General features: G+C 44.9%; 16 protein-coding genes. 6 read left to right on the forward strand and 10 right to left on the reverse strand.

The features are described 5' to 3' along the window. The first annotated feature begins 2 nt into the window (after positions 1 to 2). The 3 genes from FZX13_RS00270 to FZX13_RS00280 are packed head-to-tail and all read left to right on the forward strand — an operon-like array spanning position 3 to position 1098. Positions 3 to 572 (forward strand): 4'-phosphopantetheinyl transferase superfamily protein, encoded by a 570-nt coding sequence (locus FZX13_RS00270; protein WP_226406283.1) that lies wholly within the window; start codon positions 3 to 5, stop codon positions 570 to 572. 28 nt (positions 573 to 600) lie between these two features. Continuing rightward, positions 601 to 798 (forward strand): hypothetical protein, encoded by a 198-nt coding sequence (locus FZX13_RS00275; RefSeq protein WP_226406284.1) that lies wholly within the window; start codon positions 601 to 603, stop codon positions 796 to 798. A 57-nt stretch (positions 799 to 855) separates the two neighbouring features. Further along, complete coding sequence (locus FZX13_RS00280; protein WP_226406285.1) at positions 856 to 1098, forward strand: hypothetical protein; 243 nt, start codon at positions 856 to 858, stop codon at positions 1096 to 1098. Positions 1099 to 1709: 611 nt separating this feature from the next. Here the strand turns inward: FZX13_RS00280 and FZX13_RS00285 are convergent. The 5 genes from FZX13_RS00285 to FZX13_RS00305 all read right to left on the reverse strand — a co-directional run bounded on the left by FZX13_RS00285 (position 1710) and on the right by FZX13_RS00305 (position 4254). Then, the gene (locus FZX13_RS00285; RefSeq protein WP_226406286.1) at positions 1710 to 1886 is read right to left on the reverse strand and encodes a hypothetical protein; all 177 of its coding nucleotides are present in this window, start codon (positions 1884 to 1886) and stop codon (positions 1710 to 1712) included. Between the two features lie 838 nt (positions 1887 to 2724). Continuing rightward, a complete protein-coding gene (locus FZX13_RS00290; RefSeq protein ID WP_226406287.1) occupies positions 2725 to 2880 on the reverse strand; it encodes a hypothetical protein in 156 nt (51 codons plus the stop codon). 425 nt (positions 2881 to 3305) lie between these two features. Next, positions 3306 to 3530, reverse strand: coding sequence for a hypothetical protein (locus tag FZX13_RS00295; protein WP_115025260.1), 225 nt, complete (start codon positions 3528 to 3530; stop codon positions 3306 to 3308). 65 nt (positions 3531 to 3595) lie between these two features. Further along, entirely contained in the window at positions 3596 to 3853 is a 258-nt protein-coding gene (locus FZX13_RS00300) for a hypothetical protein (RefSeq protein ID WP_226408342.1), read from the reverse strand. A 131-nt stretch (positions 3854 to 3984) separates the two neighbouring features. Then, entirely contained in the window at positions 3985 to 4254 is a 270-nt protein-coding gene (locus FZX13_RS00305; protein ID WP_226406293.1) for a hypothetical protein, read from the reverse strand. 893 nt (positions 4255 to 5147) lie between these two features. On the opposite strand from FZX13_RS00305, the gene FZX13_RS00310 reads away from it, so the two are divergent. Both FZX13_RS00310 and FZX13_RS00315 read left to right on the forward strand, forming a co-directional pair. Beyond that, positions 5148 to 5312, forward strand: a complete 165-nt coding sequence (locus FZX13_RS00310; RefSeq protein WP_226406295.1) for a hypothetical protein — start codon at positions 5148 to 5150, stop codon at positions 5310 to 5312. A gap of 1707 nt (positions 5313 to 7019) precedes the next feature. Then, positions 7020 to 7265: a hypothetical protein gene (locus tag FZX13_RS00315; protein ID WP_226406303.1), complete on the forward strand. Its 246-nt coding sequence runs from the start codon at positions 7020 to 7022 to the stop codon at positions 7263 to 7265. Positions 7266 to 7900: 635 nt separating this feature from the next. Here FZX13_RS00315 and FZX13_RS00320 read toward each other — a convergent pair. Together FZX13_RS00320 and FZX13_RS00325 are read right to left on the reverse strand one after the other, a co-directional pair. Further along, entirely contained in the window at positions 7901 to 8581 is a 681-nt protein-coding gene (locus tag FZX13_RS00320; RefSeq protein WP_226406304.1) for a hypothetical protein, read from the reverse strand. Continuing rightward, a complete protein-coding gene (locus tag FZX13_RS00325; protein ID WP_226406305.1) occupies positions 8581 to 9984 on the reverse strand; it encodes an O-acetylhomoserine aminocarboxypropyltransferase/cysteine synthase family protein in 1404 nt (467 codons plus the stop codon). The genes FZX13_RS00320 and FZX13_RS00325 overlap by 1 nt, the downstream gene beginning before the upstream one ends. A gap of 20 nt (positions 9985 to 10004) precedes the next feature. On the opposite strand from FZX13_RS00325, the gene FZX13_RS00330 reads away from it, so the two are divergent. After that, a complete protein-coding gene (locus FZX13_RS00330; protein ID WP_226406306.1) occupies positions 10005 to 11330 on the forward strand; it encodes an FAD-dependent oxidoreductase in 1326 nt (441 codons plus the stop codon). Here the strand turns inward: FZX13_RS00330 and FZX13_RS00335 are convergent. The 3 genes from FZX13_RS00335 to FZX13_RS00345 are packed head-to-tail and all read right to left on the reverse strand — an operon-like array spanning position 11327 to position 15088. Next, the gene (locus FZX13_RS00335; protein WP_226406307.1) at positions 11327 to 12328 is read right to left on the reverse strand and encodes a fatty acid desaturase; all 1002 of its coding nucleotides are present in this window, start codon (positions 12326 to 12328) and stop codon (positions 11327 to 11329) included. The two genes, FZX13_RS00330 and FZX13_RS00335, sit on opposite strands and share 4 nt — an antisense overlap. Further along, entirely contained in the window at positions 12325 to 13668 is a 1344-nt protein-coding gene (locus FZX13_RS00340; protein ID WP_226406308.1) for a hypothetical protein, read from the reverse strand. Before FZX13_RS00340 ends, FZX13_RS00335 begins: the two co-directional genes overlap by 4 nt. Continuing rightward, positions 13661 to 15088 carry an L-tyrosine/L-tryptophan isonitrile synthase family protein gene (locus tag FZX13_RS00345; RefSeq protein ID WP_226406309.1) on the reverse strand — a complete coding sequence of 476 codons (1428 nt, stop codon included), beginning with the start codon at positions 15086 to 15088 and terminating at the stop codon, positions 13661 to 13663. Before FZX13_RS00345 ends, FZX13_RS00340 begins: the two co-directional genes overlap by 8 nt.

Raw genomic sequence — 15088 nt, forward strand, 5'->3', positions numbered from 1 at the left:
TTTTGGAAACCGAGTGGTCCTGGTGGCCCATTCCCGGCACGCAACGGCGGGTCTTGGTGGCGCGTCTGCCCCAGCCCTCGACGCGAGCCGTGCAGCGGGCGTTGAGTGACACACTCACCTGCCGGCTGTTCGCCGATGCAGGACACGTCGTTGCTGTGGATGACATCGGCCGCACGATCTACGGAAAGCCCCAGGTGCGTGATCACCCCTTGCACCACAGCATTTCCAACACCAGGTCACTCACCATCGGGGTGTTGGGGCCCGGTCCGATTGGCATTGATGTGGAGGTGCTGGACCGGCCTTTGCGCGTGGCGCCCGATCTCCTGACGCAACGTCTGTTTGCCTCTGCCGCTGAAGCAACGGACTGTTTAGAGCATTGGACGCTGATTCAGGCCTGGACGGCCAAGGAAGCCGTGTTGAAGGCAGCGGGGCTGGGGCTCGCTGGAGGCCTCGCCAACGTGAGGATTGCGCCGGACGGGGCCGCGGCACGGCTCCATGGCTTGCGCTATTCGCTCAGCCTGTTGACGCAGGAGGGCTTCAGCGTTGCTGTCGCAGAGTGCATCCGTGGCTAGAGGAAGGGATGGAGCATCGGAAAGCAGCGTGGTAACTCGACTTCAGCAACGTCTCGCCGAGGCCAACAATTTTCAGAAAGCGTTGATCACGTCCCTTCTCGCTTGGTTGGCCCTGGGAGTTTGGAGCTATCTCATCGTCGTCCCCATCCTGTCGGCCGTGGCATTTCTTTGGCTCGGGGTGACCGGCTGGCTCGTTTGGCGGATCTGGCGCAAACCAGCCTGCTGAACCTAAGAAATGAGGATCAACAACTTATAATTCTGGACGATTTTTGGTTCGGGTTCGGTGGAATTCACGGTAGTGATTCTGAGTGAGCAGGTCGGCTCATATCCACAAATTATTTGGACTGAGTGGAAAGATCGCAATCGCAAGCAGATGAAAAGTCAGGGAGATGTCTGGTCGATGGCAACACTTTCTGGAGCCACAATCTGGGATTGTTTGGAGAGCAATCAAATTGATCGCCTCCATCTCGTTCAATGGAAGCCTGCCGAGGATTCGATGTATCAGGTCAGCCTTCCGCGCAGGTGAAGTCTCTGTTGGAGTTGCAACCCCTGCGGCTCATCAGCCGTTGGCTGGCTTCGTGAGCTTGTAGATGTTCAAGGCAAAGAGGGCCATTCCAAAGCTGCCGAACAGGACGAGCAGGTCTTGGGTGCTGACAGCCATGGCTCTCGTTACAAAACTGTGTTGACTAATGTAACGGAGGCGCAGGGATGCGTCATCTCGTCGTTCCTAGGGGGCCGTGGGCGGTCCTCTTTTTTATGACCTACCCCTTTGGTGCCACGAAGACAGACCTCGAGAAAGCTTTTCGCCTCCCAGACGCCCCTTCCTCTGGGGAAACTCAGGACCATGAGCCTGCTGCCCTGTCTGAGTCAGAGTTGGCAGTCGTTTTGCACGAACACCCAGGCGTCTGAAAGTCGTCTTAATGAGCTGCGTGCATCAGGAATGAGCTCAAACAAACTTCGCCCTTCTTGAGGGCACGCCTCTGAACTGCATCGGGGCTTTTGAACCGGTGATTCAATTTGTGGGCAGATTGTGGGCAGATTTTGATCCCAGCGCGATTGTTGATGGCATGCAGGTGTCATCTCGTACGCGTGGACAAGCTTTGTCAGCCGGTGTCGGTTGATGTGTGGTCTAGAAGTTCACGAGGAGAAGCGGTTGAATTTTTTCCTCTTGATGACACAGCCGGCAATGCCGCAAATTACTTCGTGCGTCTCGTCGCTGCGTTGGATGTCGGTTGGTTTGTCAACAGGTGCAAGGCGTTTGCCGATCCTGCGAGCTTCCTTGAGCCACTGAAATGTCATCTGGTCAAAAGCCAAGAGGTGGACAGTAAAAAGGCAAGGTCCCACCCCTGCCTCTCCTTCTCACGACGCATGAGGAAGACCTATGAGCTACCTCAGCTCCACTGTCGACCGATTTGATGCAAAAGAAATCGGTTCAACAGCTCATTGCCAAAGGGTCGTCAGCCAGTGCGCTCTCTCGGGTCGCTGCGGGGTGGTTGTTGATGTGCTTTCTTCTTGTTTTTTTGGTAGCAACCAAGGAACAGAACGCTCGTATCGCCTCTGGTTTCTCCTGCGCTTCACTGGGTTTACATACCTGATTGGAGAGCTACATCGTTCGCGATGTCTGGTCATTCCAGTCGTCTTTGGCTTCTAGGCCGCAGTAAACCAGGAGCAGCACGTTCCAACGCGGTAGGCCAGGAGGATGAAGACCCCGATGGCTGCTGTGCTGAACGAAATTCCCATAGCTAGCTGACGGTTCTTCTCTTCAGCGGCCAAGTCGAATTGGGATTCGTTCAATGAAGATCTTCCGTTGCAAGGAAGCGTAGGCCATTTTGTATCGGTCGCGACACTTTTGAGTGGAAATACTGATGAACGTTGGCGCCCGATCTGGCAGAGTTTTGAGTCTGCGCCATGTCCTTGCCTGGAAAGCTCGCCGTTCGTGGGGCTGAGTTTTGAACAGCAAGGTTGGTTTTAGGGGGGAAAGACCCTTTGCATGTGCTCCATAGGCCAATGCAATGCCTTCACTCAATACCCCGGGTTGAGCCAAGAAAGTCACGTCTCCGCGCGGTTGATGCACCTGACGGGAACGAACGCAGGAGAGCAGGATGCTCGACTCGCTTCCGCTTTGATTCTGTGGGCTGACATATCGATGCTCTCAAGCCGCCACATCGACATCCTCGTAGCCCAAGAAATTCACCACTTTCCTCTCCTGTCTTGAGGCCAGTGCTTCTTCTGCTAACCGAATCAGCTGTTGCTCTCTTGCTTTGATAGCGGTTTGCCACCTCCTCTTCGGCTTCTGATTGACAATCATGATCGAGCCCCTGGGCGGCAGGTACTTAGCTGGATTCATTCGAATCGCTTGGACGATGGAGATTAAGGATCTATTTCTTCTCGAATCGATTGTTTACATACTTGTTTAAGTAGGTTCGTGGTGATACCTAGCTTTGGTATCTTCCTGAACACTTGAAGGGCTGAGGTCTTGTTGTTGCAGGATCCTCGCCCAGCTTGTCATCTCTTGACGCATACCAAGGAACTGAACCCTCTCTCTGCGTAGCGTTGGCATTGCTTTGTGGTCATCGTCATTTCATCAATCGGGAGCCCACGATGATGCCTTCGTCAGAAGCGCCATGTACTGTGCCGACAGGTGTTTGAGAACTCAGGCTTGGTCTATTTGTCTACAAAGTCCACCACGGAAGCTGGCGATACACACTCACTCGATCAAGCCAATCCAAGCGCTCAATGCTGCCCCCAGTCGAAGCCGAATCGCTTTTGAGCGGCAGTCTCCATCTCTTTCCGGATTTGTTGCATTGCCTCGCGGGCAAAGGCCTTCTCATTCTCCTGTGCGGTAATGATCTGCTTCGTGAGAGCACGTAGCTTTTCAATGTCCTTACAACTGTCAATCTCCCTGAATGCGGCTTCTAGATGGAACCTTTGTTCAACTGATAGATGGTGGTTGGTCATCAGAAAAAGTGAGGCTAGATACAGCCCTGGATTGAAGCCAGGGCCGCTTGGGTGTTAACGACTAATCAGGCTGCAGAAATGCTAAAAGGTGCCGCCGGATAGCTTGTTGGCATTGGATCGGATTCGCCCGCAGCAAGAGCTTTGGCACGACGATACATGTCGCTGTTGGTTGCACCTCGGGCTTCCATTGCTGCAGCAACGACTGCCCAGTTACGGATTTCAGTTGACATCTTTTGAAAAATATTGACTGCATAAATGTCGCAAGAACTCCATTCAACTGTGAGGTGGATAGCCGCCTGCAGGCCGAACCACAGTGACGGCAAGTGACTGCTAGCAAATACGGATCCAGCTTCTCAATTCAGAAGACCCCTGTTGCGCTCAAGCAAATCAATGTTGTTGCTAGCAGCACCCAGGCAACCAACTGGAGCCACTGTGTTAGTGGAGTTCCCATGGCTCAGTTGAGTGGGTCGTCCCATAGAGGTGGCTCGTCAAACTCCTCCAAAAGGGAGTTGGCTTCCAACTCTTTGCCCATCACAAGGAGGCGCACAATTCTGTCCCAAATAAAACGAGTCAGGTGTTCTGCCTCTCTCCCCTGGTGCCCGGTCTCGAACTTGATGGGCGGGACATCGCCTGTGTCGTCGTGGAACTGTGTGGTCAACGCCACGCGGTAGGAGGCTGCTACATCTCCGTCGTAACCCTCCTCGATTTGCAGATGACGTATCAACGGACCCCGTTCCCTTCGTCAAGTTGAAAAGCAGACATTGCTTCGCCCTCTGCAAAACAAGGAGGCATGCTGAAGGCATGCAAGCCAAGACGTCAGAAGGTTTAGAGGTCCTCGTGGCTGTGGTTGTCACTGCTGGCTTGGTGGCAGGCAACCTCGTTTTGTTCTCGCCGTTGCGCGTTGATAACCGTATACAACCTTCCTCAGCAGTCCAAAAGATTGAATCCACACCGCGGTGACTTCAGCCTTGGTTGGATCGTTCACCAGTACATCAGCCAATCTCACTGGTTTGACCAGCATGGGGCAGGTGACTGGCTCCCTCTCATGGCGGCAAGACAGTTCAGGACGTTCCGATTTTCCATCCGATTCACAAACTGATGGAAGTCAACCTTGGTCTTCTGATAACGGGGTGTTGTCTGAAAGGAGCACACATCAGCTTCACAAGTTCGTGTCGTTCTGGCTTTAGTTCCAGGTTGGGTAGTTGAATCATGTCCCTCTGGTGACCTACCACCAGTGTTTCCAGAGCTTCGAGAGATGACATCCCTGAAATAGGGGAGCGGTCCAAATGAATCAATCCCTCAGATGGGGGAAGTCATTCCCTATTGATGCAGCAATGCTGCGAATACAGGGGAAAACCTATCCAAAAAGCCAATAAGAACCATCATGAAAAATTTCACACTGCCTTTTCTGGCCGGCGCAGCTGGCGCCTTTGTTGCTCTCAGTTTCGCTATCTCCACTCCCCCAAAAGCAGAAGCTGGCGGGATCTATCGGAATAACAATGGCGGTGGCGGGGTTTTGTTTGATGCAGCTGACCACTGCCCAGCTTGAGATGAGTAATTCCAACTACAGCGAGTCCGGGGAATCAGGCCGATACTCCGTCCAACGGCAAACGGCTTGTGACCCCTGAGGAGCAGTACGTGAAATGTATGGATGCTGCCTATGCCGCTGCTGATAAAGAGACTTGCCACAAGATGATGCGAAAGGCAGAAGGTGTTCTGCGAGGGGAGTTTGGTGCTGAGCAAGCAGCCGATGGTGCTGGAGAGGAAGCGTTCGCAGCTTGAAAGGACGATCCCCTTGTTGGTCCTAAAAGAACGAATTCAAATCTCGACCCTGTGTGGCGTTGCAGTTGTTGCTAGGCAGTGTTAGCGCTTTTAATTGATTTACCTTGAAAAGAGGCGTCAGCCTGCCAATGGGACTTCTGGCGAGTGCATTAATTGTGTCTCCCGCGCTTGCCCAAAAAGTTTCGAAGGAAAACGTAAGTGCAATCAACACCGCCAGGATGCGCGCTGAATCCATTAACGGTGGACTAAGCAACTACTGAGCAGCGAAATGTATGTACGCCACAGGCAAGGGAGGTGGCGACTGCTTGAAGAATGCCAGCGACGGCTTCTTGTTCGTCTTTGATGGTGGCGCCCCAGGCTGGCAAGAGGCAGCTGAGCCACCAACGCTTGAAACTGAAATCCTGATCTCTGATGACGGAGCTTCTGTCTTGGAGGTCGTGTACAACGGCGATCCGCGTTAACCGAGACCCCCCCCCACACACCACCACATGTAGTGGCCAGGCCACAAAAAAGCCCGCTGCTGGAGCGGGCCGGGTGATGGGGGCATTCAGACTACCCCCAATAGCCGCTACATGCAGGGTCGCAGTCTTTGGAAAGACAATCGTTATGCAACTACACCACAGCATTAAGTGACTTTGTAGAACACCACATCTAGGGCATCTATGAGTACTATTCTTCCAACGCATCAAGATTTGGTGCAGATGGCCGGGTGATGGGGATTGCTACGGCTTTGAGAACCACTCCATATCTGGGGTGGTTTTTTTGTCTGCACCAAGCGTTTTATACCGACCCTGAATTTTGGATCAAGGCGAGGCAGCCGCCGTTTGGTCAGCTGTTGAGCTGCACCCAATGGCCTTGCGAATTTCAACCGCTCTCCATTGAGCCCCTTTGATGCCAGTCAGCCTGGCCTCAAAGGGGCCGGGTCTGGCTTAGGGGTGATCCACTTGAGTCTGTTGGCAGGAGATGCGAGCGCTTCGATGTCGTTCCCTGCCACCTGCTTTCATGGCCTATCGCTTGGGAAGAGCTGCAGGGATTGACGGGCTGCACACGAGATCCCCGAAGCGGCTGGGTGGAAGCACTGGCCGGTGGCCTGAAGATGGTGGGGCGGTATCCCTACGCCCCGCACTCATGTTCAAGGCTTTGCCCTATGCACCGTGGCTTTTGTGCAGAAAAAAGCCCCGGTGTTCGATGCCGGGGCTACCGCCTCTCATGACGTGACTCAGGTCTAGCAGGCTGCGTAAGTATTTATGCGTACGGTTAATGCGGCCTTCCAGTAAAAAGCCTTCACTGAAGAAGCGAAGGCGGGCATTGAAGTGGGCGATCAAGCTGGCAGCGCTCGGCGGGGGTGATGCTGAGGTCGCTACGAGGTGTGCAAGGGGGAGGCAGCTGTCGTTGTGGCGATCCTCGATTCGATCCGACAAAAAACTCTGAGCAAAGCCACACTGGCGACATGGCAAATAAACCCTGGTTCCAGGCCAACATCCATGCTCCCGGCACAGGCTTTGCGCTGTTGGTCATCGCGTTCTGCTTGCTGATGCAGACCATTCCATCGGCGATCTGCGTATTGACCCCAAGAAATGGATGGGATCCACCGCTGTCTCCAGAGAGGGTCAGATACTGCAAGGGCGGTTAAGTGAGAGGCCTCTGAAGCAGGAATATTCCGACAACAAATCCAAGCGGAACACTTCAGGCATTCATGTTCAGGCCATGACCTGCGACACGTGCAGTAACCCTTATTGGGTTGACAAAGGGGGCATCATCAATGTGTTCGCTGTGAACTTTTCCATGACAAACGTCCGCGAGATGGTCAACCTCCATCTGCCAGTTGTGCTCAAAGTGATCAACAGTGCTGCATTGGTCGTCATTGCATTGTCCTCCTTCTGCGCGGCTGACTCTCTGAAAGAGATGGCAGGCGAGGGTGTTGCTTCAGCAGCGATTGTCGAGACGGACTGAACGTCTCAGCAAGAAAGGGGGCGTTTCGCTCGCCCCCCTTGAAGGTCCGTGAGTCCTTCTGACCAGGCTGAATCAGTCATTCAACTCATCTGTTGTCTAAGCCGTATCGGAGTAGATGGGTTTGAGTGGAGCGACTGCTTAAACATTTACGTTGTAACCATCTTTGTTGCAGGGATGTCGTATTAACAGACTCTTTTGTCAAATGAGTGGGAATGCCAGTAACGAGTTGTCATTGGTCATGCGACGACTCATGCTCGACGTATGCATCCCAAAAAATCTCAGAATGTTTGGAGGTTGTTGTGTCTTTTGTTTTTACAGCTGGATTGGTGGCTTCCACCCTTATTTTCTTCTTGCTGTTGCGTGTGGATAACCGCATAAAGGCTGACACTGCATCCGAAACAATGACCACTCCTTCTCAATGATGAATTTCACGTTTTTGTTCAGTGGCTTCAATGGTGCCGCAAGCAAAGCCCTGCGCTGAAGATGGTCGTTATTCATGGGGTACCGTGGTTCATCGCATCCAACTCACTGAAGATTGTCAGTATTCGCATCATCGTCCTTTTTTTTCTCGATCTGGTCAAGTCGCTCCGATTTGATAGATAGAACATTACCCATATATTTTAGGCTGGCCAATTTTAGTTATTCCTTTTCGCCAAGTACCTTGCGTATGTTATTCTTTTCCCATCTCTTGGCATGCTTCTTGATTTATGCATGCTATATTGTGTGTGCAAGATAATATCAGTTGGCTTGTAGTTGACTGAAAATACATATTGCTGAATAGACTTTGCATAATAGACCATATTTGAGATTGATAAATTATGGTCAAGCGTTGTACCTTCTTCCACGCCAGAGTAACTCATTGCATACTTACTATTTATATTTAAACTCAGTGGTACAATGATGCTCAACTGCTTTTCACTGCTGTAAGATCTGTCTTGATGAGGTGGAATTGCCATGCCTCCTTGGTTAATCCAAAACACTTCAGCTGATAGATAATAGATTGATCCGTCAAAATATTGAGCTAAAATAGTTGACATCAGACGATTGTCTTTAATAGCTTTAGTCAGTGTTTCGCTGTAACAGCCACTGTATGCATGATAAATAATTTTTTTGTTGGGGATTTTATCTAGTCTATAAGCTCCGTTTAATGTTTTTTTGATAATACATTGTTCTTTAGCGAGAATCTCTTTTTCAGAATCAATGAGCACTGTTTTGCTCAGCTGATTGCTTATTATAGTGTGACTTTCTTTCCTTAAATTTCCTAAGTGGATTTCGGCGAGATCTTCATGCCTTTTTTTCTCCATTTCTTTGCACATTATGTAGATTGAATTGCATCAGTTAAATCTTCAATTAAATCATTCACATACTCTATTCCTATTGAAAGCCTGATCATGCTCTCTGTTACTCCTGCCTCGTGCTTTTCTCGCTCTGTTAATTGATAATGAGTTGTTGAGGCAGGATGCAGAATTAGCGACTTTGAATCACCTATATTTGCCGCATGTTTGAATATATTTACGTTTTCAATAATCTTTTCGGCAGCCTCATATCCGCCCTTTGGTTCAAATGTAATAATTGAACCATAACCATTCTTCAAAATTTTTTGCGCTTCTGCGTGATACTTATCATTTTCTAAGCCAGGATATCTAATCGTTTCTACCAATACATTTTTTTCAAGTATCTTGGCGATTTCCAAGGCGTTAGTGCAACTTCTTTCGGTTCTTAGTGCCAATGTTTCGATACCTTGAAGAATTTGATACGCATTGAAGGGTGAAATACACGGTCCCCAATCCCTTAGAGTCTCTGTCTTTACCCGATTTATAAAAGCTGGATTGAGATAAAATGGGATATTTAATTGCTGACACTTTTCAGCACCATAGCCCCAATCATCCCAAATGGATCTTTTCGTATGATCATTTTTTTCTGTAAAATGTGTGAATTTACCACTCGACCAATCAAACCTTCCTGAATCTACAATAATTCCACCCACTGAGTTTCCGTGCCCTCCAGCCCACTTGGTTAAGCTTTCTAAGACTATATCTGCACCATTCACCAATGGCTTGATCAGATAACCGCAACAACCCAGTGTGTTATCTATCACGAGAGGAATATCATTTGCATGGGCAATTTCTGATAAAATTTTAATATCTATAGGATTGAGTTCTGGGTTTCCCATCGACTCCGCATAGATTAACTTTGTATTTTTTTGAACTGAATTTCTGATTAAGTTGAAGTTACTCGGATCACAAAATGTGACTTCTATCCCAAGCCTGGGTAACTGTTCATGAAACTGATGATATGTACCACCATATAAATATGGTGAGCTAATCATATGATCACCGGTTGAGAGCAGATTATTCAATACGAGAAATTGTGCTGCATGGCCAGAAGCACATGCAACAGCAGCTAATCCTCCCTCTAAACTTGCTACCTTTTTTTCAAGAATATCAATTGTTGGGTTACTTACTCTGGAGTAGATATGACCTTGTTTTTCTCCTGAATTCAATTGCCTCCCAGCTTCAATACTTTCAAATTCGTATGATGTTGTTTGATATATTGGAGGCGATAGACACTTTTGATGGTCTTGGGAGTTATATCCTGAATGCAATGCTTTTGTATTGAAATGCACATTAGTTTTTTCTGTTATTGCTATTTTATTCAGCGTTCTCTTTGTTTCACGAAATGTTTCAAATCTTATAATGTTTCCCTGCTCTCCTAGCATTCTTCTTTACTTGTTCCACTTTGCATTCACATTTTGATTTCATCATTGTTGGGGGAGGCATTGCTGGGTTATTTTGTGGGTCCGAGATTATTCGTAGAAACCCGAAGCAAAAGGTTCTTCTTCTTGATGCAGAGCAACGTTTAGGCGGACGTGTACATACCGTCACGAATGAATACGGGGATTTGATTGAACTCGGACCGATGCGGATATTAGACAACCATAGTTACACTCTTGCATTATGTAATCAACTAGATATACCTCTTGTTAACTATTCATCAGACTTTGATCATTCACCTGTTTATTTTTCGGCCAATGCCTCTTCATGCTCACTCAATACAAAGGATTGCCTGTCACTGTATGATTTTATTTATAAACATCTTTGCAGCTTTTTTGGATTCCCCTTTTTTGATTCTCAATTTATTCCAACTATCAATGAGCTGATTCTTAGAGAACTCATGAATTCTGGGTTGACTCTTAAGTCTTGCTCTTTCTCTACTTTTGTAAGTCTTTTCTTCTCATCAGAGCAACAAGACATTCTTTGGGCACTGTTTCCTTATGACCACGTTAAAACTAAACCAGTTTCTTTGTTTCAATGTTTAGGTGCTATAGATAAAACAACTACTCATAGGAGCTTAAAGCCTTTAAATGGCTTCACTTCCATCACATCAGCTCTTTCTAACTTGTACCACCAGAATGGAGGTTTTTCGCGTCTAAACTGCCAAGTCAATCATATCAAACGAAATAACAAGTTGATTAATATTTCTACAAACCATGGGGACATTTTTTCTGCCTACCAAGTCATATTTGCAATTCCTCCCTCATGTATCCTTGATATCAATGGAGTCCTTTCTTTTTTAACCCCTGATATATTAACGAGCTTACGTTCGATTGGGCACTATTCTTCCCAGAAGACCTATTTCACATTCAATCATGAGGAGGAACTTTTATCTCTTCGACATTTTCACGGTTTTTTTCGAACCGATGATCCAATTCGAATTGGTCATTGGAATCCCTGCTCTACCTCTGCAAAGCATCACACTGTCTTAGCTGCCTATAATTCATGTTCGTCATCAAATATAGATTACCTAACTTGTCTTAATAAAAAATTGCCTTTTAATCTCTCATCACCAGCATCGGTTTGTGCTTTTGATTGGAAAGAATCGTTTGCTAAACTTTCCGCTCATTTCTGGATGACTGGCTCAGAACCAGACAAAGCATGTAATAAGTTACGCTCATTAAATAATAGTATTTATTTTGTTGGGGAGGCGTATTGTACTGATCATGGTTGGATCAATTCGGCGCTCTTTTCATCTCAGCAGCTTCTAGATCAACTATTTCCAGCTTAATTAATACACCTGCAATGCTTCATCTTTGCTGCATCCCATAACACATAGTGCCTTGAATCTAAGATTTGATTTGTTGTTATGGCTTGATAGTACTTCTCATTTTTCAGCTTTTTATCGATTGAATTGAGTTTGAAGAATGGGACGCTTGGGTTTTTATGGTGGGCCTGATGCATCCCTATATTGGCCGTTATCCAGTGCTCGACTTTATTAAATTTAAAGTTGCATGTGCCATACATCATTGCTTTTTCATATTCCCACGTTATCCCCATGGATGCATATGAATCATTAAAGTTGTGCTGTGCATGAAATAAGATATCAGTTAGCCAAAACGAAATCAAAAGATTTGCGATATACCACTGCAGAAAATTGAAGTGATAAGACATCAATAATACACTTATCCATATAGCAGTAGCTCCTAGAGTGTCGATTATTTCCCTTTTATTTTGCTTTAAAATTCTCGATTGGTTGAGAAGCTCAAGGTTTAATATATTATACCCTTCTCGATCTTTTTTCACTATCCATCCCCTTAGTAATCTTAATTGTGGTATTAGTGCATAGCGAATGAAACTAGTCAACCAAAGAACCGACCAATGTCGAGTTGCTTTATAAACTGATTTTTGCCTATCACTGAGGAGATTATATTCCTGTTTACTGATTATCATTAGCGGTCCGTTGTATGCAACTAGATTTCCATTATATAGATGATGAAAATGATGGCCTCTACTCTTGCACTCGATCGGACTTCCACTTATCCCACCAATAACAATACTCCATAAACGATTGTATTTATCATTAACGAACAAGATTTTATGTCCAATATCATGCGAGATAAACATCATTCTTGTTTGACTAACAAGCATCACACCAGCGGCCAGTAGACGCATCCATACATTCTGTGTCCAGCAGAGGAGAGCCACACCAGCAACAAAAATCAGAATCGTGAGGCTGATTTCTAAATGGCTTCTGATCTCAACTCTTTGTTTTATACTATGTGTCACAATTCATCCAATTTGATAAATTGTTTAAGTTTTCCTGAGCCACTTCTTTCAATATGGTCAACATGAAAAATTTCTACTGTTGCCTCACTTATCTTCTTTTGTTTCAGGATCTGCATCATTGATTGTTTAATTCTGTTGTCATCCGTCGAATTATCTCCTGCAAGATTGATTATTATTCCCTTCTTGGTCTGCTGAATTTGGTATTCACTTATGCATGGATAGTAATTCATTTTATCTACCATCTCCAACGCAGTAACAATTTTATTGTTTTCATATATAAATTTTTCACTTGCTCTGCCCTGTGGCTCCATAATCGTTCTAAAACTACACCCACATGATTCACATCTTCCTTCATCCTTAATCTCAACTTTATCGTCAAGTTGATATCTAATAAGCGGTGTTGTTTTGAGCCACAAATTTGTTATTGTCAACTTGCTCCCTATCGTTTCATATGTACAGTAATCTTCTGACAGGTGCATGCGTTGGTTATCCGCTTTGCATGTGAATGCAGAAAAACCCTCTGAACCTGCAAAATAGTTGTTAATGACTGGGTTGTCAAATATTCTTATAGTATTTTCTTTTAAATGTTTGTTTAGTGGTTCGGCACTCACCTTAATGAAGGATGGATTAATATCGAGATTACCTTGTTCTTTTTCTTTGATTAATCTTTCCAATATTGACGGCAATGTAATCAATACTTCGGGATTTAATTCTGTTAATCTTTGATTTATTGTATCTGGATCTCTAAAATATTCCTCGTCCAAATCGTAATCTCTCCTTCCTTGCATAATTGTTTTGCTACATCTTGGGCTTGCGAATAACAATGATTTGACTGTTAAATTTGCTATTCTAAGTTTGTCGAAATTGCTACTTACAAATCTTGAATACTGTGCACATTGTCTTAACCATTCCTCTTTGGTATATACATATATCCCTGGTCTTCCACTACTACCACTGCTTGATATCACATGATATTTACCCTTGTATAAATTCCATTCCTCCCTGTTTCCGGATTTGTTGATTTCTTTAAGGAAAACATCTATTTGATTTTTGGATAATTTTGCGTCTGTGCAGAATGCGTCCCAATTTTCTGTAAACTCTTTTTTATTTGTAATTGGTACATACTGACTCATATTTTCAGTTGTTATCTTATCTATTTCAACGTTCTTCAGTTTCTCTCCGTACCATCTCGATTTTGATTTTGCAAAAAATAGTATTTCTCTTAGCCGTTCTGTCTGGTATATATTTAGCATGATTTTATTCATTCGGAGACTTGCTCGTGACTCCCTTGTTAATTGCTCAAGTACCTCCCGTTCTATATTTTTGTTTTTTTTATCCATTTGTCTTCCTCGTTAATTTGTTCTGCAATTTTTCGTATAAATCATTAGTAGAAGCCATGTCTTTGTCTAAATACAAAACAGGAATTATCTTTTCTTGGAATTCTGCATTTATTTTTATTGTCTTTTCCTCTTCTAGCATTTTATAGGGTATTACATATTGCTTTACTGATTCCCCTGATTCCTTCAGCATGGCAACCCCATGCCATGGCATTAAATTGATTCCAAATACCGTTCTTGAGGCTATACATATTTGCCCATTCTTCTTGTGAATCGTCCATCGTATACAGTCAGGAAAACACTCTTCTATAATGTCTTCATTCATATCTCTATCGCTTCTGATCTCTGCTATGTATTTTATAGTTGCAGTCCATGCTTCGTTTAACATCTTTTCACTTTCTCTACCTATCTTATCAGTATTAGCACCCCCTCCTTTTAGGATTCCAATAATCTCTTTCATTGATTGAATATATTTTTCATCATTTGTTTCTTCTTGTCCATTGCTCTGTCTCGAAAGAGTTTTGTAGTTCATTGTAAATAATAGTGATAGGTAGAGTGACACAAATCGTCCAAGCTTTTTACTTTTTTCTGGATCCGGTTCTTTAATCAACGTTGCTTGCAACTTATTATGCAACTCATATGATTTAATCGAAGCCCCTATTTTTGCTTTGTATTCCTCCTCTACCTGGCTGCTAATTAAAGTCTTTAACCTTCTCCTTTCCTGTGTTAATTTTTCCTCAATCGTTTCCGTGTAGTCCTTTATTTCTATATAGTCCTGGATTTTTAGAAGCTTTATCCATTCCCCTAGCGAATTTCTATAATCGTCAATAGCAACCTTGCTTATATTGACTATATCCATAAACCTTATCGCATCACTTATGACTCTAAATGTAACCTTACCCTTCCATTCTGATTCTATGAATCTCCTTATTATGAATTCACTTACTTTACAGAATTCATACAATTGCAATAAAAAAGATGCTTCTCCCATATCTGCTTCTGTCGAACTACACTTTAAGATTGATGGCATTTTAAATGGTAGGCCAACGATTATACATTCAATATTTTCGTTTTTGGCTATTCCATATCTTATGACTGATGTGCATTTGTTCCAGTTGCATGTAGATCTCGCTCCTCTTGTGAATTGTCGTTCGCATATTATTTCTTTGATTATATCCTCCATCTTCGTTAGCTCTTTATTCTCTATGCGAGTACTAATTTTCTGTTTAAGCCAATTGATATGTTTTTGCGATGCTTCCCTGTTGATATCAGCAATTAATTCCAACCCCTTTCTGTTTAAATGGATTGTTTCCATTTGATTTGTTCTTCCATCCATTCTTAGTCTGTCCGAATGACGAGTGATGTAGTGATCACTAAATATTGCTTCTTCAAAATGATCTAAGCCTTTTTCATATTTTGACAT

It is taken from the genome of Synechococcus sp. MU1625, from assembly GCF_020514205.1.
Classification (GTDB): domain Bacteria; phylum Cyanobacteriota; class Cyanobacteriia; order PCC-6307; family Cyanobiaceae; genus Parasynechococcus.

What these genes read in the sequence shown, in the direction of transcription:
- FZX13_RS00290 (WP_226406287.1), bottom strand. Translation starts at nt 2,880, where the DNA reads ATGATTGTCAATCAGAAGCCGAAGAGGAGGTGGCAAACCGCTATCAAA.
- FZX13_RS00340 (WP_226406308.1), bottom strand. Translation starts at nt 13,668, where the DNA reads ATGGATAAAAAAAACAAAAATATAGAACGGGAGGTACTTGAGCAATTA.
- FZX13_RS00345 (WP_226406309.1), bottom strand. Translation starts at nt 15,088, where the DNA reads ATGTCAAAATATGAAAAAGGCTTAGATCATTTTGAAGAAGCAATATTT.
- FZX13_RS00315 (WP_226406303.1), top strand. Translation starts at nt 7,020, where the DNA reads ATGACCTGCGACACGTGCAGTAACCCTTATTGGGTTGACAAAGGGGGC.
- FZX13_RS00295 (WP_115025260.1), bottom strand. Translation starts at nt 3,530, where the DNA reads ATGACCAACCACCATCTATCAGTTGAACAAAGGTTCCATCTAGAAGCC.
- FZX13_RS00325 (WP_226406305.1), bottom strand. Translation starts at nt 9,984, where the DNA reads ATGCTAGGAGAGCAGGGAAACATTATAAGATTTGAAACATTTCGTGAA.
- FZX13_RS00320 (WP_226406304.1), bottom strand. Translation starts at nt 8,581, where the DNA reads ATGTGCAAAGAAATGGAGAAAAAAAGGCATGAAGATCTCGCCGAAATC.